The 18,319-nt window shown below is 61.7% G+C and carries 17 protein-coding genes and 1 pseudogene; 12 read left to right on the forward strand and 6 right to left on the reverse strand.

From position 1 onward, the window contains the following. Nucleotides 1-4: 4 nt before the first annotated feature. A complete protein-coding gene (locus tag ABH922_RS24465; protein WP_424809400.1) occupies nucleotides 5-745 on the reverse strand; it encodes a GntR family transcriptional regulator in 741 nt (246 codons plus the stop codon). A gap of 69 nt (nucleotides 746-814) precedes the next feature. Further along, on the reverse strand, nucleotides 815-1,969 hold the full coding sequence (locus tag ABH922_RS24470; RefSeq protein WP_424809401.1) for an acyl-CoA dehydrogenase family protein: 1,155 nt from the start codon (nucleotides 1,967-1,969) through the stop codon (nucleotides 815-817). A gap of 203 nt (nucleotides 1,970-2,172) precedes the next feature. On the opposite strand from ABH922_RS24470, the pseudogene ABH922_RS24475 reads away from it, so the two are divergent. The 8 genes and pseudogenes from ABH922_RS24475 to ABH922_RS24510 all read left to right on the forward strand — a co-directional run bounded on the left by ABH922_RS24475 (nucleotide 2,173) and on the right by ABH922_RS24510 (nucleotide 10,353). Next, nucleotides 2,173-3,028, forward strand: a pseudogene (locus ABH922_RS24475) (HpcH/HpaI aldolase/citrate lyase family protein). Between the two features lies 1 nt (nucleotide 3,029). Continuing rightward, nucleotides 3,030-4,037 (forward strand): MaoC family dehydratase, encoded by a 1,008-nt coding sequence (locus ABH922_RS24480; protein WP_424809402.1) that lies wholly within the window; start codon nucleotides 3,030-3,032, stop codon nucleotides 4,035-4,037. Between the two features lie 8 nt (nucleotides 4,038-4,045). Beyond that, nucleotides 4,046-4,339 carry a WhiB family transcriptional regulator gene (locus ABH922_RS24485; protein WP_424809403.1) on the forward strand — a complete coding sequence of 98 codons (294 nt, stop codon included), beginning with the start codon at nucleotides 4,046-4,048 and terminating at the stop codon, nucleotides 4,337-4,339. Nucleotides 4,340-4,393: 54 nt separating this feature from the next. After that, nucleotides 4,394-5,197 (forward strand): IclR family transcriptional regulator, encoded by an 804-nt coding sequence (locus tag ABH922_RS24490; protein WP_424809404.1) that lies wholly within the window; start codon nucleotides 4,394-4,396, stop codon nucleotides 5,195-5,197. A gap of 69 nt (nucleotides 5,198-5,266) precedes the next feature. After that, nucleotides 5,267-6,436 carry a CaiB/BaiF CoA transferase family protein gene (locus tag ABH922_RS24495; protein ID WP_424809405.1) on the forward strand — a complete coding sequence of 390 codons (1,170 nt, stop codon included), beginning with the start codon at nucleotides 5,267-5,269 and terminating at the stop codon, nucleotides 6,434-6,436. Beyond that, nucleotides 6,433-7,236, forward strand: coding sequence for a crotonase/enoyl-CoA hydratase family protein (locus ABH922_RS24500; RefSeq protein WP_424809406.1), 804 nt, complete (start codon nucleotides 6,433-6,435; stop codon nucleotides 7,234-7,236). The genes ABH922_RS24495 and ABH922_RS24500 overlap by 4 nt, the downstream gene beginning before the upstream one ends. Before the next feature lie 67 nt (nucleotides 7,237-7,303). Then, the gene (locus ABH922_RS24505; protein WP_424809407.1) at nucleotides 7,304-8,707 is read left to right on the forward strand and encodes an aldehyde dehydrogenase family protein; all 1,404 of its coding nucleotides are present in this window, start codon (nucleotides 7,304-7,306) and stop codon (nucleotides 8,705-8,707) included. A gap of 299 nt (nucleotides 8,708-9,006) precedes the next feature. Next, nucleotides 9,007-10,353: an MFS transporter gene (locus ABH922_RS24510; RefSeq protein WP_424809408.1), complete on the forward strand. Its 1,347-nt coding sequence runs from the start codon at nucleotides 9,007-9,009 to the stop codon at nucleotides 10,351-10,353. A 118-nt stretch (nucleotides 10,354-10,471) separates the two neighbouring features. Here the strand turns inward: ABH922_RS24510 and ABH922_RS24515 are convergent, their stop codons facing one another. The 4 genes from ABH922_RS24515 to ABH922_RS24530 form a co-directional block, all read right to left on the reverse strand. Next, the gene (locus tag ABH922_RS24515; protein WP_424809409.1) at nucleotides 10,472-10,984 is read right to left on the reverse strand and encodes a cupin domain-containing protein; all 513 of its coding nucleotides are present in this window, start codon (nucleotides 10,982-10,984) and stop codon (nucleotides 10,472-10,474) included. Nucleotides 10,985-11,038: 54 nt separating this feature from the next. Next, a complete protein-coding gene (locus tag ABH922_RS24520) occupies nucleotides 11,039-12,085 on the reverse strand; it encodes an aldo/keto reductase (protein WP_424809410.1) in 1,047 nt (348 codons plus the stop codon). A 73-nt stretch (nucleotides 12,086-12,158) separates the two neighbouring features. Further along, nucleotides 12,159-13,286: a phosphotransferase family protein gene (locus ABH922_RS24525; protein ID WP_424809411.1), complete on the reverse strand. Its 1,128-nt coding sequence runs from the start codon at nucleotides 13,284-13,286 to the stop codon at nucleotides 12,159-12,161. A 950-nt stretch (nucleotides 13,287-14,236) separates the two neighbouring features. Next, nucleotides 14,237-14,755, reverse strand: a complete 519-nt coding sequence (locus tag ABH922_RS24530; protein WP_424809412.1) for a hypothetical protein — start codon at nucleotides 14,753-14,755, stop codon at nucleotides 14,237-14,239. A 246-nt stretch (nucleotides 14,756-15,001) separates the two neighbouring features. On the opposite strand from ABH922_RS24530, the gene ABH922_RS24535 reads away from it, so the two are divergent. The 4 genes from ABH922_RS24535 to ABH922_RS24550 all read left to right on the forward strand — a co-directional run bounded on the left by ABH922_RS24535 (nucleotide 15,002) and on the right by ABH922_RS24550 (nucleotide 18,305). Beyond that, nucleotides 15,002-15,274 (forward strand): hypothetical protein, encoded by a 273-nt coding sequence (locus ABH922_RS24535; RefSeq protein ID WP_424809413.1) that lies wholly within the window; start codon nucleotides 15,002-15,004, stop codon nucleotides 15,272-15,274. A gap of 219 nt (nucleotides 15,275-15,493) precedes the next feature. Then, nucleotides 15,494-16,342 (forward strand): hypothetical protein, encoded by an 849-nt coding sequence (locus ABH922_RS24540; RefSeq protein WP_424809414.1) that lies wholly within the window; start codon nucleotides 15,494-15,496, stop codon nucleotides 16,340-16,342. A gap of 38 nt (nucleotides 16,343-16,380) precedes the next feature. Beyond that, entirely contained in the window at nucleotides 16,381-17,649 is a 1,269-nt protein-coding gene (locus ABH922_RS24545; RefSeq protein ID WP_424809773.1) for a sensor histidine kinase, read from the forward strand. After that, nucleotides 17,646-18,305 carry a response regulator gene (locus ABH922_RS24550; RefSeq protein WP_424809415.1) on the forward strand — a complete coding sequence of 220 codons (660 nt, stop codon included), beginning with the start codon at nucleotides 17,646-17,648 and terminating at the stop codon, nucleotides 18,303-18,305. The genes ABH922_RS24545 and ABH922_RS24550 overlap by 4 nt, the downstream gene beginning before the upstream one ends. Nucleotides 18,306-18,319: the final 14 nt, after the last annotated feature.

Raw genomic sequence — 18,319 nt, forward strand, 5'->3', positions numbered from 1 at the left:
CGTGCTACCGGCGTCGAAGCGTCGAACGATAGGTGTAGTGCTCGGGCAGGAAATAGCTGATGGACAGTTCGGTCGGTTCACCCGCGCCGTTGGAGTAGAGCCGATCGGCGCGCAGCAGTGGGTGTTCGACCTCGCAGTTCAACTGGTGTGCGATGTCCTCCGTCGCGCGAGCGACGGTGATCGACTGGGCGGCCTCGACGATGGGGTGAGTCAGGCGAGGCTGAAGGAGTCCCATGACGGTGTTGCGGCTCGACGCTCCGACCACCAGTTCCGGTGTGCTCTGGACGTGTTCGGCTACGTAGTCGGGAAGGTAGACGGTGGTCAGTGCGAACGGGATTTGGTCGTGCACGCGTCGCAGTACCACCGAGTGCAACAGATCGGTGTCCAGGCGCAACCGGCTTGCCGCCTCCACGTGCACGCCGCGTTGGAGCGGTTCCACGATTTCCATGGTGGTGTCGGCGGCGAGGTCGAGCAGTTCCTCGATGGAGCCGAGTTGACGCCGATAGCCGGTGTTGCCGTCGTTGGTGAAGGTGCCACGCCCGGGCACCCGGTAGACGGTGCCGTCCGCCACCAGGTCGTGGAACGCGCGACGGACGGTCTGTCTGCTTACTCCGTGCAGCTCGGCCAGCTCGGCTTCGGTGGGCAGGCGGGCGCCGCCCCGGTAGCGGCCGGCCGCGATTTCGCGTCGGAGCTGCTCGGAGACCAATTGGTACGCCGGTACCGGGATCTGTGCGGTGTTGCCCATGATGTCCCGCATCTTATCGTTTCGCTCTTCTGCGCAGCGGCGGGTCGAACCGGGTACCGGCGTCCGATGTCACACGCCGCCGCGTGCCACCAGTTGCGACGCGATGACTCCCTTCTGGATTTCGTTGGTGCCTTCACCGACGATCATCAGCGGCGCATCGCGGAAGTAACGTTCGACGTTGTACTCGGTGGAGTAGCCGTAGCCGCCGTGGATCCGAACCGCGTTCAGAGCGATTTCCATCGCCACTTCCGAGGCGTACAGCTTTGCCATACCCGCCTCCATGTCGCATCGCTCCCCGCTGTCGAATCGTTCGGCGGCGTAACGCGTCAGCTGGCGGGCGGCGGTGAGTTTGGTGGCCATCTCCGCGAGATAGTTACCGATCGACTGGTGCTTCCAGATCGGCTTTCCGAAACTTTCACGTTGTTGCGCGTATTCGAGTGAGTCCTCGAGCGCGGCGGCTGCGACACCGAGGGCTCGGCATGCAACCTGGATGCGGCCCGTCTCGAGACCCTTCATCATCTGGGCGAATCCCTTGCCGGGGGTGCCGCCGAGGATCGCCGCCGCCGGAATCCGGTAGTTGTCGAAGGAAATCTCGCAGCTCTCGATCCCTTTGTACCCGAGTTTGGGCAGGTCACGGGATACGGTGAGGCCGGGTCCGTGCTCGACCAGCACAATGGAGATGCCCTCGTGGCGAGGTTGCGCGGAGGGATCGGTCTTGCACAGCAATGCGATCAGCCCGGCGCGGCGAGCGTTGGTGATCCATGTCTTGGCGCCCGAGATGACGAGATCGTCGCCGTCCAGCTTTGCCGCGGTGGTCATCGCCTGTAGATCCGAGCCGCCGCCCGGTTCGGTCAGCGCCATCGTCGCGCGCACCTCGCCGGTCGCCAGCCGGGGCAGCCAGTGCTGCTTCTGCTCGTCGGTGCCGTACAGGACCAGCAGTTTGGCGACGACGGTGTGCCCGCCCATGGCGCCGGCCAGAGTCATCCAACCGCGAGAGAGTTCCTCGGTGACCTGCGCGTAGCAGGGCATCGATACGGGTGTTCCGCCGTACTCCTCGGGTACGGCGAGCCCGTAGATGCCGATCTGTTTCATCTGCTCGATCCACTTCTGCGGATAGTCGTTCGCGTGTTCGACTTCCTGGACCGTCGGTCGGACTTCCCGGTCGATGAACTGGCGCACCGTCTTGACCAGAAAAGATTCGTCGTCGTCGAGGTTGTAGCTCATGGGGCCTCTTCTGTCGTGGCGCGAACTGCGCCGCTTAAATGTACGGCCAATGTAATGCACGAGGCTCGGAATGTCGTCATCCACGTCGAAATAAATCCTTTCTCCAGCGCACATTTACGACGGTTGGAGTTTCGTTTGGCTCGGATAGTCTCTATATTGGCCGTACATTTAGTTTTGTGAGATTCGAGAGGAACCACCACTTCATGTTCTGTACGTATCCACGTCGACGCGCCGTGCTCGTCAGCCCGGGGCTCCGATCGGCGCAAGTCCGGCAAGGCTCTGCAATCGGCTGCCGACGAGGTGGTTCTCGACCTGGAGGATGCCGTCGCTACCGCTCACAAGGAGGCCGCCCGCGGCCTCGTTGCCGACCTGGTTCGCGATCACCCCACCGGGCGCGGCACCGCTGTACGAGTCAACGCTCTCGGAACGCCGTGGTTCGAGGACGATCTACGAATGTGCGCGAACCTCGGGTCGCATCTGACGTCGGTGATCGTTCCCAAAGTCGAGAATCAAGCAGATCTTGCCGAGGTCGACAGAATCCTTGCCGACGCAGGCGATACCGATCTGGCCGTGCAGGCTCTGGTCGAAACTCCACGCGGGGTACAGAGCATCGACGAGATCGTCACCGGCCCCCGGTTGACCACGGTGATCCTCGGCTACGCCGATCTCGGTGCTGCTCTCGGGCGGGTGGCGTCGACTGCGCCGATGCACTGGCTCTACGTTCAGGATCGCCTTCTGCACGCCGCCCGTGCCGCCGATATCCAGGTCGTGGACGGGCCCTACCTGGGAGTATCCGACAGCGCTGACTTCCGCACCTTCGCCCGGTGGACCGCGGATCTTGGCTTCGACGGCAAGTGGGTCATTCACCCGTCTCAGATCGACTCGGCCACAGCGATATTCACGCCGAGTCAGGATCGTGTGGAGCGGGCCAGGCTCGTTCTGGCCGCGCTCGACGATGCCGAGTCCCGCGGCGCAGGCGCTGCCCAGTTGGACGGACAGATGCTCGACGAGGCGGTGGCAGTCGCCGCCCGCCGTACCCTCACCCTGATCGGAGAATGACATGGCTGCTGCACCCAACGTCGTCGAGGTGGTGGGCCCCTACTTCGACAATCTCACCGTCGGTCAGGTTTTCGACACCGCTCCGGCCGTGACCATCACCGACGGCCTCGCCGCTGCCCATCAGGCAATTCTCGGTGACCGGTTACGGCTAGCGCTGGACGCGACCTTGTCCACGGCTGTCGCTCACGGACCGGTTGCACATGCCGGCCTCGTCACGGACCTGGCCATCGGTCAGTCCACGCTGGTCACCCACCACGTCAAGGCGAACCTCTTCTATCGTGGATTGCGGTTTCATCGATTCCCGTTCATCGGTGACACCGTGCACACCACCACCGAAGTTGTGGCTCTGAAGGAGAATTCGACCAAGCCCGGTCGCAAACCGACAGGCCTGGCAGCGCTGCGGATGAGTACCGTCGACCAGAACGGGGAGACGGTTCTCGATTTCCATCGATGCGCGATGCTGCCCTTGAGCGAGAACCCGGACCCCGATCGTCTCGTCCACTCCGACGACCTCTCGGCCATCGGCCGCTACGATTCTCCGTCCTGGTCCGCACCTGCCGGTTGGGATCTGGCCACCTACCGAAACCGGGTTCCCGGAAGGCATTTCGGCAGCGTCTCGGCCGGGACCGTATTTCGATCGAGCGGAGACGTCGTGACCAATGCACCTGAATTGGCCAGACTCACTCTCAATGTCGCCGCGACCCATCACGACGAACGGGTCGGTGCGGCAGGGCGACTCGTCTACGGCGGCCACACCATCGGGCTGGCCCTGTCGCAGGCTACCCGCGCCCTTCCCGCCCTCGTCACCGTTCTCGGTTGGCAATCGTGTGATCACACGGGCCCGGTGCACGAAGGGGACACACTCACCAGTGACCTGTACGTCGACGCCGTCGAACCGCTAGTCGGCGGCGGTGGTGTTCTCGATCTCCGCTCGATCGTCTTCGCCCATCGTGGGCGGAGTGAGCCGGTGCCGGTGTTGGACTGGCGTTTCACCGCTCTCATGGCGTGAGCGGGTCGATGCTCGAGCACACGCGGATCGACGAGCGGGATTGGCGGTTGCAGGGCCACTGCCGATATCTCGGTGACGTCTTCTATGCACCGGAGAACGAATCTCTCGGTGTTCGGCTTCGTCGTGAACGCACTGCGCGCAGTATCTGTGCGCAGTGCCCCGTGAATGTCAGGTGCCGTGATCATGCGCTGCGCAACCGCGAAGAACACGGTATCTGGGGTGGACTCACGGAACTCGAGCGTAATTCGGTGCGCCGTCCGCATCGGCGTCCGTCGAGAATGTGGACTGCACAACCGAAATGACCGAAACACGACATGCCGTAACTTTAGGAGGAGCCCAGACAGGAGATTCAATAGATGAGCACTACGGATTCTGCAGCACCGAAGCGCGAGCGTAATCCCATTCGGTCACTGACGCGTCTGCTTTCCACCATGGTAGAAAGTGAAGAGCGCTCGTTCGGTACCAGGGAGCTTGCTCGTGCGCTCGACACCGCGCCCAGCTCCGTGCAGAGAACTCTCGAGACTGCGCAGGAAGTGAGTCTCGTTGCGCCGGACGGCTCCGGCGGGTGGGAGCTGGGTTGGGAGCTGTTTCGTATTGCCTCGCTCGCGAGTTCGAAACAGCCGTTCGGGTCAGCCCAACTGTATCTCGAGGAACTACGGGACGCATGTGGCGAAACGGCGGTGTTGACTGTGTACGACCCCCAGCGAGCGGCCCGGATGTTTGTCGTGGCGTGCCCGAGTCGGCACGCCGTGCGGTTCGTGCCCGAGGTCTTCGAATGGATGCCGATGCACGCGGGTGCGACGGCGTTCACCATTCTCGCGCACCGCCCGGAGAGCGAGCGACGCGCGATCTACGACAAGGGCTTTCCGCGCCTGACTGACACCACGCCCACGTCCGCGGATCAGATAGAAGAGGTGTTGGCTGACGTTCTCGTGAAGGGCTACGCGATCACCCGTGACGAGGTCGCATTCGGTGCCAACGCAATTGCCGCACCGATCATCACTCCGCTCGGGGTCACCAGCAGTATCGCGGTCATCACTCCGGTGCAGCGATACACCGAGGAGTTGGAGGAGCGGGTGATCGGGCTGGTCACCGAGTGTGCGACCAAGCTGGCAAGCAGGCTCGGGCATCCGTCGGCCCATGTAGCCTCCATGAAATAGTGTTCCTTATTAGCGTTCTACTGTACGCTTCTAACAGAAAGGTCGATCCGAACGGAGCGAAACGTAGCTATGTCAACCAAGTCAGGTCCACTGGTCGGAATCAAAGTCATCGAGATCGCGTCGGTCATCATGGGGCCCTACGCGGCGTCCGTTCTCGGTGATCTGGGCGCGGACGTCATCAAGATCGAAACCTCGGACGGGGACGTCGGGCGCAACCTGGGTCCGGCGCGAAACAAGGGGATGAGCGCATTGACGCTGAACCTCCAACGGAACAAATCCAGTGTCGTCCTCGACACCAAGACCGAACCTGATCGCGAGTACTTCGAAGAACTGATCAGGGGTTGCGACGTTCTCGTCACGAATCTACGCCCGAAGTCCCGGGAGCGCCTGGGAGTCTCTTATGAGCAGTTGGAGCGCATCAACCCGGGCGTGATCCTGTGTACCGGTCAGGCGTACAGTTCCACGTCGACGATGGCCGACCAACCGGCATACGACGACATCGTCCAAGCGGCATCAGGGATCTGCGATCTCTATCGACGTGTCGAGGGTGAACCTCGCTACGCGCCGTACGTCGTGGCGGACAAGGTGTGTGGACTGATGATGGCACAGGGCGTACTTGCGGCCTTGGTGCACCGGGAACGCACCGGGGTGGGGCAATGGGTCGATGTTCCGATGATCGACGCGATGATCTCATTCAACCTCGTCGAACACCTCTCGGGAAAGACTTTCGTTCCCTCGACCGATCCGGTGGGCTGGAACCGGACATTGGTTCCCGAACGGCGCCCGCACCGGGCGCGCGACGGGTGGGTGTGCCTGATGCCGTACTCCGACCGGAACTGGAAAGACTTCTTCGGTCTCGTCGATCGAAAAGATCTGTTGTCCGACAACAGGTTCGACTCGAATTCGACACGGCATGTGAACGTGGCGCAATTGCAGTCGTTCTTGTGTGAAATCGCACCGACCCGCACCGTGGCGCAGTGGCGTGAACTCTGCACGAGTGCCGACATTCCGTTTCAGGAAGTCGTGGATCTCGACGATCTCGGTTCGTCGGAATACGCACGCTCGCGCGGCATTCTGAAAGAAGTCACGCACCCCACCGAAGGCGACTACATCAGAGTGAGATTCCCGATGGACTTCTCTGCCTCCCCGGTCGAGACAGGTGACTCCGCCCCGCTGTTGGGGGAACAGACCGGGCGATCGTGGCTTCCTGTCACTGCCGGATCGGACGGTGGACGATGAGCAACGGATACCTACGTCGTGAGACGATCGACCACATCGAGCTCTGGACGCTGAACCAGCCCGATACCCGTAACGCCATATCGGATTTCGCAATGATCGACGCGATCCTCGAGTCGATCTCGGATGTTAACGGCAACAATGATATTCGTGCTGTCATTCTCACCGGATCCGGTAAGTCGTTCTCATCTGGTGGTAATCTCGCGCACATGCGGCAGCGGCAGGGGCTCTTCGCCGGTACGCCGAACGAGAAGCGGGAAGGCTATCGACACCGGATCCAGCTGATCTCCAAAGCACTGTACAACTGTGAGGTTCCCACGATCGCAGCCGTCAACGGGCATGCGTTCGGAGCCGGTTGCGACCTGTCCCTGATGTGTGACATGCGGATCGCGTCGTCGGCGGCGAAGTTCGCGATGAACTTCGCCAAACTCGGTCTCATTCCCGGGAGCGGCGGTGGATGGTTCCTCCCCAGAATCATCGGTCATGCCAGGGCCGCCGAGATGGTGTTCACCGGCGACGCCGTGGATGCCGACACCGCCCTGGAATGGGGGCTGGTGTCCGCTGTGGTCGCGCCGGACGAGTTGCTACCGCGGGCGATGGAACTGGCAAACCGCATCTCGAGCAATCCCTCTCACGCTCTTCGCATGGGCAAGAGGCTTCTACGTGAGGGTGCCAGGCAAGAGCTGGACAGTCTGCTCGAGCTGGCTGCCGCCATGCAGGCCCTCGCCCATACGACGGCAGATCACGACGAGGCGCTCACCGCTCTCGTCGATCGTCGTTCACCACTTTTTCTCAATTCCTGAACTACACGTTCGTCGGCGACTGGGATCGCCGATTCACTCATCGAAACGGAAAATGACGATGTCACACATGCGTATATATCTGTCGGGTACTTGGGTCGATTGCGAGCGTGAGGCGATCACGGTATTCAATCCGGCGACCGAACAGCCGATCGGCGCCGTGCCGGAATGTACGAAAGACGATGTCGATCAGGCAGTTCGAGCCGCACGCTCGGCCTTTCCGGCCTGGTCCTCGACCACACGCGGTGAACGGCGCGAATTCCTGCAGCGCATTCTGGACGGTCTCGAGCGTCGGCAAGACGATATTGCGGCGACAATCGTCGCTGACGTCGGAACCCCGATTCGAATCGCGAGCCGGATCCAGGCGACGCTGCCGTTGACCGACATACGAACATACGTCGACCTTCTGGGGGAAGACGAAGGGGAAGAGCGCATCGCGAACTCTCTGATCGTACGTGAGCCGGTCGGCGTCGTCGCGGCGATCACGCCGTGGAACTATCCACTGCATCAGATCGCCGCGAAGCTGGCACCGGCTCTCGCAGCGGGATGCACCGTGATCCTCAAGCCGAGTGAGGTTGCCCCGATGGTCGCCGACCTCTTGTTCGAGGTCCTCGACGAGGTGGGACTGCCACCCGGTGTGGTCAATCTGATCCACGGTCGCGGACCAACCGTCGGTGAAGCCCTTGTCGGGCACCCCGATGTCGACCTGGTGTCTTTCACCGGGTCGGTCGGAGCCGGTGGGCATGTCGCGTCGGTGGCGGCCGCACAGATCAAGCGGATGACGCTCGAGCTCGGTGGTAAGTCCGCCAACGTCGTTCTACCGGATGCGGATCTAACGACCGCGGTGAAGGTGGGAGTGTCCAACGCCTTCTTGAATGGTGGGCAGACGTGTACGGCGTGGACCCGGCTTCTCGTACCGGCGCGGCGGCATGAGGAGGCGTTGGAGATCGCGGGCGCGGCGGCAGTGAAGTTCACTCCGGGCGATCCCATGGACCCGTCGACGAAACTTGGCCCATTGGTCTCCGCCGACCAACGTCGACGAGTACTCGACTACATGCGTCGAGGCGTTCTCGATGGTGCACGTCTGGTTGTCGGTGGCGTCTCGGCCGGAACTGGAATGGACCGGGGATACTACGTTCCCGCCACCGTCTTCGGTAATGTCGATCCGGCGTCAGCCATCGCGCAGGACGAGATCTTCGGGCCGGTGCTCTCGGTCATCCCGTACCGGGACGAAGCCGAAGCGCTTGAAATCGCCAATAATTCGCCGTACGGGTTGCATGGTGCCGTGTGGTCGGGTGATCAGGGCCGTGCTCTGGCTTTCGCTCGACAGATTCGCAGCGGGCAGATCGACGTCAACGGCGCTGCGCACAATCCTCTGGCGCCGTTCGGCGGTTTCAAGAAGTCCGGACTCGGGCGGGAGCTCGGACGGTCCGGCCTGGACGAGTTCTTGGAGACGAAGTCAATTCAGCTCTGATCGGGAGAATGAGCCATGCCAGGCTCTGGGCCGAGGATGTCGGTGCTCTGCACGACAGCAAAGATCCAGTGTGATCTATCTTGCACGCTAATAGCGTGTAGGTGTACGCTTCTAATAACGGTTTAGGGATTCAGACACCTGAACCCAGTGCACCGCTTATGAACAAGCGGTAACCGCATCAGGTGATCATCACACTCGACGTCCTGGCGGCAGCAAGCCGGCCGATGCATGGACGATTACGCTCGAATCCAGGGCAGAGTAGGGGTCGATCACCCATCCATAAGCGACGGGAGTTCTTCATGACGGCAGTCAATGCCAGTCCCTCCGAGCTCGAAGTATCGACGATGAGAACAGTCAGTCGACGCCTCGTGCCCATCCTGGTCATCGTCTGGTTCATCTGTTACGTGGATCGGATCAACATCGGATTCGCGGCCTTCGGTCTGGAACAGACATTCGGAATGACCGCAGCTCAATACGGTTTGGCCGCCGGCATCTTCTACGTCGGGTACATCTTCGTCGAAGTGCCGAGCAATATGGCGATGTTGAAATTCGGAGCGCGCTTCTGGCTTACCCGAATTATCGTCTCCTGGGGCATCGTCCTCGTGATCATGGCGTTCGCGTGGAACATGCCAAGTCTGTACGTCCTGAGATTCTTGCTGGGAATCGCGGAGGCCGGCCTGTTACCGGGAATTCTGCTCTATATTGCGCATTGGTTCCCCAATCGGCAACGGCCCAAGATAATTGCGATCGTCATGATGGCCGTCCCCATTGCGACTGCCTTCGGCGGTCTGTTCAACGGATGGCTCATGGACGTCCTCGACGGGGCGTTCGGCCTCGAAGGGTGGCGTTGGATTTTCCTGGTCGGCGGTCTGATCACTTTCCCGTTCGGTGCTCTTCTGTACATTCTCTTGTCGGACAAGCCTTCTGATGCGAAGTGGCTCTCAGCAGAGCAGAAGCGGTGGCTGGAAACGACACTGCACGCAGAAGAAAGCGAGCGAGCTGTTACAGCGCCCTCGGGGCATCGGGCGGTCTTCAAGGACAAGAAGGTCCTGATTCTGTCGTTCGCGTATTTCTGCATCCTTTGCGGAACGTACCCGCTGTCGTACTGGATGCCGTCGGCGATCAGAGGTGTTGCGAGCGGACTGTCGAGCACCCAGATCGGTTGGTTCACCGCTCTGCCGTTCGTGCTCGGTGCGATCGCCCTCTATGTCACCGGTAAACGGGTCAAGAGTGTGACGTCGACAGCGCCGGTGTTGGTCGGAGTCGGGATATCCGCGGTGGCGTTCCTGATCACCGCTGTCACGTTGAATTCGGTTCCGATTTTCGCTTTTCTGGCCGTGGTGGTCGCGACGATGGCCACCATGACGGCGAAGTCGCTGTTTTGGTCTCTACCCACATCGTTCCTGGCCGGAGCCGGTGCTGCAACTGGAATCGCGGTGATCAACTCGGTGGGTGCCACGGCAGGCTTCATCAGCCCCTACATGGTTGGGTGGGTTCAAGATGCGTCGGGAGGAAACGTCGGCCTTTCGATCGGGGTCATGATCGCGGCGAACGTAGGTGCAATCGTCACGATCCTCGCATTGACGACGGTGGCCAAACGTGAACGTGCGCAAGCTCGAAGCAAGTTGACCTCGGCGGACGTGTAGAGACTCGGGCCCGGACGGGGGGCGGGCCCGAGTCTGTGTCGAGACTCGGGCCCGCCGTGGTGTTCGTGATCGTCGTTTCGCTCGATCGGTACTCGAATGGATCCGAGTGCTCGATCGCTCAGTGCGGTAGTGCGTTGTGCACTGCGCCGACGACGAAGACCGCGAGACGAGCAGGGTGGCGCGTCCGATTGAACCACCTGTGGGCAGTTCCGTTCTGTACCAGGCCGTCGCCGCGTCGGAGCACCACCACCGTTCCGTCGGAGAACTCCACGCACACTTCGCCGTCGATGACGACGCAGCAATCGACCGACGCAGTGGCATGCATACCTGGGGCCAGACCGTCCGGGAACTGTATTCCGTCGATCCCACCGTCGGTGTATTCGGTCTCCTCGTCCGGCAAGATCACCGTCTCGACGAAACGAATGCCACCGATCGGTGGAAACGCGGACGACAATTCCGATCGTGACCCGTCGTCGGGAAACTCGGGCGGTGTATCGGTTCCCCAGAGGAAGTGGACATACGTTCCCGCGGACGGTTTGTCGCCCGCGGCGATCATCCGATCACTGCTGACGCCCGACCTGCCCTTGTCGTCGTGGCCGGTGACGACTATGCGAACGGGATCTAACTTCATGACTGTTGCACCTGTATTCGTCGGTTTGTTCGGGCCGGGTCGTGACGTGTGCACTCAGGCGGACTGTGGCACCATTCCGGCAGCTTCGGTCATTTCTTCGATCTCGGCGTCCGTCAGACCGCCCTGATTTGCCGCACGCGGGGTGTACGGCGCCGAAAGTCGGGCAACTTCTTCGGGGGAGAGTCGGATGTCCAGAGCGCCGATCGCATCGGAAACCTGTGCAGCGCGCGAGCTTCCCACGATCGGTGCAGACACCACGGGCTGCGCCAGCAGCCAGGCCAGTGCGATCTGAGCGCGTGTCGCCCCTCGATCTTGCGCGATCTCTCCGACGACTCGAATGATTTCCTTGTCGCTCTCGATGTTCCGCTTCGAGTAGAAGAGGTCGGCAAATTGATCGGCGGTCGATCGGTTCGTCGACTTGTCCTGGAACTCGCGGGCGAGCCGTCCACGGGCGAGCGGACTCCAGACGATGGTTCCCACGCCTTCGTCGAGGCAAAGTGGAATCATCTCGCGCTCCTCTTCGCGATTGAGGAGGTTGTAGTGATCTTGCATCGAGACAAATCGTGCCCAACCGTGTCGCTCCTGGATATGGAGCGCCTTGGCGAACTCCCATGCGTGCATCGAGGAAGCACCCAGGTAACGAACTCGCCCTGACTTCACCACGTCGTGCAGCGCTTCGAGCGTTTCTTCCAAGGGAGTCGAGTGATCGAGGCGATGAATTTGGTACAGATCGATGTAGTCGGTGCGCAGCCGTCGGAGGCTGTTGTCCACCTCGGTGAAAATAGCCTTGCGCGACAAACCGTGCCCGTTCGGGCCCGAACGCATCGGATGCAGCACTTTGGTGGCGATCACCAGATTGTCCCGATGGATCAAGTTGCCGAGGGCTTTTCCGATAATCTCCTCGCTTCTACCCTGCGAGTACGAGTTCGCCGTGTCGAAGAAGTTGATTCCCGCATCGACAGCGGTTCGAATGATCCCCAGACTGTCCTCTTCGGGAATCGTCCACTCCGGGTACCCGCGGTCAGGTTCGCCGAAGCTCATGCATCCAAGTGCAAGTGGCGAGATGTCCAGCCCAGTTGTTCCCAGTTTCCGGTATTCCATGTCACGAGGCTCTTTCTCTTGAATTGGACGTCAGTTACCAAGATGTCGGTACTGGAAAAAATTGCGGTCGTCGTCAACGCGACGGCGAGCCGCTGATCGTGGCAAGCCCGCCGCTCTCGGACAGTTCGTGACCGATGAGTTTCGCCAAAGCTCGCGTGAAAGGATTGTTGCGCAAGGAATTCGGGTCGTTCGGAATGATGTCGGCCTTCATCATCAGGCGTAGTGCACGGTTCGCCTGTACGGCGCCGTGTATTCCGGACATCACTTCGTAGAAATGAACGTTCTCGGTTGGTCGACCGGTCAGTTCTTCATATCGGCTGACGACTTCTTCGCGAGATGGAAATCCTTCGGGGAGGTCGAATCCGAACTCTTCGGTGAAGGCGCGTGAGAGATGGAGCCAGTGACCCAGGTCTTTCTCCGGTGCGGCGAGCGTTGCGCCTTCCCAGTCGATGACGGAGACGACGCGGAAGGATTCGTCGAAGATCATGTTACCGATTCGACTGTCGCCCCAGGAAAGTCCGACTTCTTCGTTTACCGGCAGGTTGTCTGTGGCCCAGGCGATCGCAGCGTCGATCACTTCGCAGTTGTCGATCCCTACCGCCCAGGAATAGAAGTTCTCGTAATGATCGAGTTCTCGAGCGGCTGCGGAGTCTCCGTCGCCCGTACGCGCGACAAAATCCAGGCCGAGTTCCTTCCAGTCGACTCGGTGAACAGCCGCCAGACTCTTCAACCCGTTGTCCACCAGAAGTGCGCGGTGAGCGGGCTCGAGGCTCATCACCCAGCTTCCCGGCGCCGCAAAGCTGGGATCGTCGGAAGGGATTTCCCCTCGCACGTGCTCCATGACGAAGAACGGTGCGCCGAGTACGTCGGGACTCTTCTCGTTCCACAGCACCGTGGGAACCGGAACCTCGGTTTGAGCCAGCTTCTGCATGACGTTGAACTGGAATTCGACGTCGTAGTGCTGAAAGAGGGTCTCTCCTACCGGTTCTACTCGTGCCACCAACGACTGCGAATGATCGATTCCGTCTTGCTTCCATGCGATCTCGATCAAAATCGTGATGTTCGAGAACCCGCTGTCCTTCGGTCTCGCGAACTTCTCGACAATCAGATCTTCGGCCTCGGGAATTCGCTCGGAAACCCAATTGCGGAAGTTTTCTGCGGCATCCGAATCGGAAATTCCGATCTTGTTGTCGAACAGCATGTCACTTACTCCATTCAAGTTCACGGTTCGAGATCGAGCATTGTGCGAACGCGATCGGCCTCGGTCGTGGCGGCGCTGACGGTCCGGGGACGCCGACGCAACCGAGTCGACCTTCGAGACCGTGGTGGTTTTCGCTCTGCGGATCGTCCGCACGAGCATCGGAAGTCGAAAATCGGTTCTGTCAAAGGGATTCCACGCTTCTTCGAGCAGGATCGACCGTCGCGGGTGCCCAGCTCCGGGTCTGTCGGTATGCACACCTCGATCAGGTAGAAGAATTTTCCGGATAGTGTGTGATCAACCGACTTCGTCAGTCAGATCTGTACCGGAACGAGTCGTCCTCGGCGCCGTGGGAATTGCCTGAGCCGGATGCTCGGCACCTCCGCGTCGGAACCGATGCATGTCTTGGCCGTCACAGATCCGTATTCAAAGTGATGTGCATCTCATGCCGGATACCGTATACCGAAATTTTGGTCTGTGCAAGACTCATGTCGACCGAAGATCTGGGTGCGTTCCGCCTGCGGTCTTCTGGAATTAGGCACGGAGTATTGCAAGGGCGAGTCCGGTTATCTGCACGAGCGCAAGCGAACTCGGCACGGCATCATCGGGAGAGCCGGATTCGACTCGTGACGAAACTCGAACGGCGGGACGTGAACGCCATGTCAAAATGGATACGGTATACCAAAATGGGGCGATGCGGTCTCGAGTAATTTCGTGTGACTGGCGGCTGACGAAGCGTCGATGCGCGTCACGCCGATGGATGTTCGGCCGGCGGTTGCTTGCCGGTCGAAGGTCAGACGCAACCGCACCGATTCTGGCTGGGCAGACGCCGAGGAGCCCGGGATCACCATCCCGGGCTCCTCGTTTTTTTCATCGTCACGTACTCACTGCAGCCCCAGGCCGGCTACCTCGTGGCCGGCGAGTCGATCGGTGCTGCACGGGCCGTGGGAGCTTCAGCTACCGAAGGTTCCGAGCACTCCGCGAACGAGGTTCTGCAGCAGTGCGCCCGGATCGCTGGATCCGGTGGAGGGCGCGCCGTTGGTGGTGACGGTGACCCGAACCGATGCGATGGGGTCCTGGTAGTCGGTGTCGCCGTCTTCCTTGCACTTGGTGCGAACCTGGTACTCGCCTGCCGGGAAAACGGCCGAGGTGCCGATGCCCGATGCGTTGGTCAGGATCTGTCCGGCGGTCATCGTGTCGCCCACGATCAGGTAGCTCTGGCCGACCTTGGTGGTCGAATCCAGAACGGAGGCGTCGGCGCGGTACACGGTGCCCTCGCACTTGACGAATGCCTTGGTGGTGTTCAGGCCGGTGATGGCGGTGGTGATGGTGCCCTGACCGGCGTTCGCGTGTACGGTCGCGCCACCGGTGATCGCGGCCGAGCCGACAGCCGGATTGACGAGCAGAGCCAGCGCCGACATGCCGGCGATGGCGCCGGTGGTGATCAGGCGACGTCCGATACGAGTAGCCATGAATGTTGTCCCTTCGATGGTCAGCCACGCCGCTGTCGCGAGAATGTCCGGTTGGTCCGGTGATGCTGACAGCGGGTGGAGTAGTGCGCCGGAGGTGGCGCAATGATCATCCTGGCGCAGCGATACTTAGGGGATGCTGAGTGCCCGTACCGGCGGTCGGTGTGCTACCCGGAGAAAGCGCCGCTGAACTGGGGCGATTTGGAGTCTCGCGCAACAAAGTTGACGGCTCGGGGCAGGGCACTTCCGGTGAAACCGGCCCACACATTCGTTGACGATTCCGCTGCGTTCGACGAAGGCCGCATCGTTTCCGGCGCTGGACTGGTCTCGATGATGATGTCGGCCGAGCAGACCAGGCCCACGGACCTACTCGCCGATCACGCGTTCATCGCCATCGATTCCCTGCTCGTCCCGACAACGGACACGCCGAAATCGCCGGAAAACAGGTCCTCCGCACAGCCCTCGCCGCTGGTGACGACACTCGGCACCGCGGCCTCCGCGCCGGTCATCGCGAGGATGTAGCTACGAGCAGGCAAGCCGGTTCGGGTTGACTGAGATCGAAGGTCGAATTCTCGGTCGTGATGGGGTGCGAGGCGAATCGCGTGGTCGGTTCGCGAGGTCCTCCTCGAGGTGGAGAGTCTACGACTGCAGACGTAGACGAGCCGGGTGAGAAGTTCCGTCCGTCGCCCGATGTGTACAAGAGAGCGAATTTTCTACGGTTGGAAGACCGGATGACGCGCCATGCACATCCCCGCCCTCGACGAAGGAATCCTCGTGCACCTCACCACGTCCCGACCCCGATCCGCAGGTCTTTCCGAACGCACTCTCGCACTACTGGCGGGCATTCTCCTGATCGCGCTCTTCGTCGCGCCGAGCATCCTGGCGGGCAACACCTTCGGTAACGGTGATCTCACCCGCGCCCTCGGCGACGGCTTCGTCGAATACTGGAGTGCGGGTAGCAACCACCTGCCACCGCGCCTGGACAGCGCCGTGCACTACTGGTCTCGTTTCCACGTCGCCAAAGCCGTGATCGCAGTCCTTCTGTTGGCAGTGGTGACGCCGCTGGGAATACGGTTGTGGCAGACGTATCTCAGGGCGGGTAAGGGCAGACGCCTGGTTCCACTCGTTTCCGGCGTATCGATCACCGCAATTGCATTGTTCGCGGGCCTGGTCCTGATGGCCAACATCCAGGGAGCGCTGGCGCCGTTCTCGTCGTTGCTCTCGCTACTTCCGATGAACGACGCTGCGGGGGACCTCGCCAGCACCCTCGTCGACGTACGAAGGCAACTCGCCGCCGGTGACATCACGCCGGTCATCGACATGATGACCACTGATTTCGGGTGGTACCACGCGGTGATGGCAGTGATCGCCGTCGTCGCGACTGTCGTACTTCTCGGTACGAGTGCATTGTTGTGGCGACGTCGTGTGCGCACGGATTCGGCCGATCGGCGGGCCAGGACAGTGCTGGGTGTGTTCTGTGCCCTGTCGGTACTGCTCATGCTTCTCACCGGGGTGACAGCGCTGGCCAACGCAGGTACTGCCGCAGATCCTGGACCCGCCCTCGTAGGATTCTTCGACGGTGGGTTCTGAGAAGTGGTGTCGCCGAGCGACGGTGAGGGGTGATCGAGATGTCGGCCGTGGTGCAGCGCGCGCGTCTGCGGTGGCGCGAGTGGATCTCGGATACCCCGCGAGAGGGCGCTCCCGGGCGACTCGCATCCACTTGCCTGACGGTGAAGGCCCTGATCGATCATCATCCTACGAGAACCGATACAGCTCTCGCGGTAGTGGCGGGTCTGTGGTCACTGCCGCAGATCATCTACCACGCACGGCATACCGGATCAGGTTTCATCGGTTACCTGCTACTGAGCGTGCTACTGGTGGTGCCACTGGTCTGGCGTCGACGATTCCCCTTGACCACGTTCGCCTTTGCGGCCGCAGTGGCACTGATCCAGTGGTCCGTGGGCCTGGAACTGGCAGCCGACATCACGCTGTTGGTCTACCTCTATACCGTGGCAAGTCGGTATCCGATGCGGGTGGCGCTGCTCGCGGCCGGGGCGATCGAACTCGGAACGCTTCTGGCGTCGATTCGATGGCCACGGGATCTGCAATGGACCGAAATGTTCATTCTGCTGACAGGTCCGGTGGTGGCCGCCCTCATGGTGGGGGTGTACGTGCGGCATCGCCGAAACTCCCTCGATCTGCTCGTGGAGCGAGCAAACCAGCTCGAACGCGAGCGTGATCAACAAGCGGTCATCGCTGCCGCCGAGGAACGCACCCGAATCGCCCGCGAAATGCATGACATCGTGGCGCACAGTCTGCTGGTCATGGTGACGTTGTCGGAGGGCGCTGCGAGAAAGCAGGCGCGTGAACCGGAGCGGGCCGCCGGGGCTATGCGTCAGGTGGCGGAGACCGGCAGGCAGACCCTCACCGAGATTCGCCGACTACTCGGGGTGTTGCGCACCGAAACCACGACGCGGGAGCGCAGCCCACAGCCCGGAGTGGCACAGCTGGAGACCCTGTTCGATCGCGTTCGTGAAACGGGAAGGGGAGTCCAGGCCACCGTGACCGGCAGTCCCGACGCGTTGCCGCCGGGCGCGGAGTTGGCGGTGTACCGCATCGTGCAGGAAGCGCTGACCAACATACTCAAACATTCCGTCGGCTCCACCGTGGTCGGTGTCGGCATCGTGTACACGGCCGACGCGGTGACTGTCGACGTGCACGACGACGGGGCCGCAGCGGCGGATCCGAGCGCGGACACCACCGGTCACGGTGTCATCGGGATGCGAGAACGGGCAGCGGTGTACGGCGGCACCGTCGAAGTAGGACCGGATTCGCTCGGCGGATGGCGAGTTCGTGCACACCTGCCGATCACTACCCGAGCAGAGGATTCCCGATGAGTGATATTCGTGTGCTCCTGGTCGACGACCAGGCGCTGATTCGGGCCGGGTTCCGGATGATCCTGGAAGAGACCGACGGCATCGACATCGCCGGTGAAGCCCAGGACGGAACCGATGCGATTCGGTTGGCGGAAGAACTGAACCCCGACGTGATCCTCATGGACGTCCGGATGCCGGGCCTCGACGGTATCGAGGCCACCCGCCGGATCATGGCCCGCGATGCGTCGGCGCGAGTGTTGATCCTGACCACCTTCGACCTCGACGAATACGCGTTCGCCGCGCTGCGGGCCGGCGCGAGCGGCTTCATCCTCAAGGACGTCGTCGTCGACGAGTTGGCGCGGGCGATCCGTTCCGTGGCGAACGGTGACGCCGTCGTATCGCCGCGGGCGACGCGTTCCCTCTTGTCGGTGTGTGCGCCGCGCCTGCCGGGCAGGGGAGACGGCGCAGCGCCAGGTCTTCTCGATCAGCTGACCCCGCGCGAGCGAGAAGTGTTGCTGGCGATGGCAACCGGACTGTCCAACCACGAGATCGCGGCCGAGTTGGTGGTATCGGAAGTGACGGTCAAGACCCACGTCGGCAACATCCTCACCAAACTGGACTTGCGTAACCGCGTGCATGCAGTGATTTTTGCCTACGAAACGGGCCTGGTCGGCTGACCGGCCACCGGCCG

The organism is Rhodococcus sp. 27YEA15, assembly GCF_049739425.1.
Lineage (GTDB): Bacteria > Actinomycetota > Actinomycetes > Mycobacteriales > Mycobacteriaceae > Rhodococcus_F.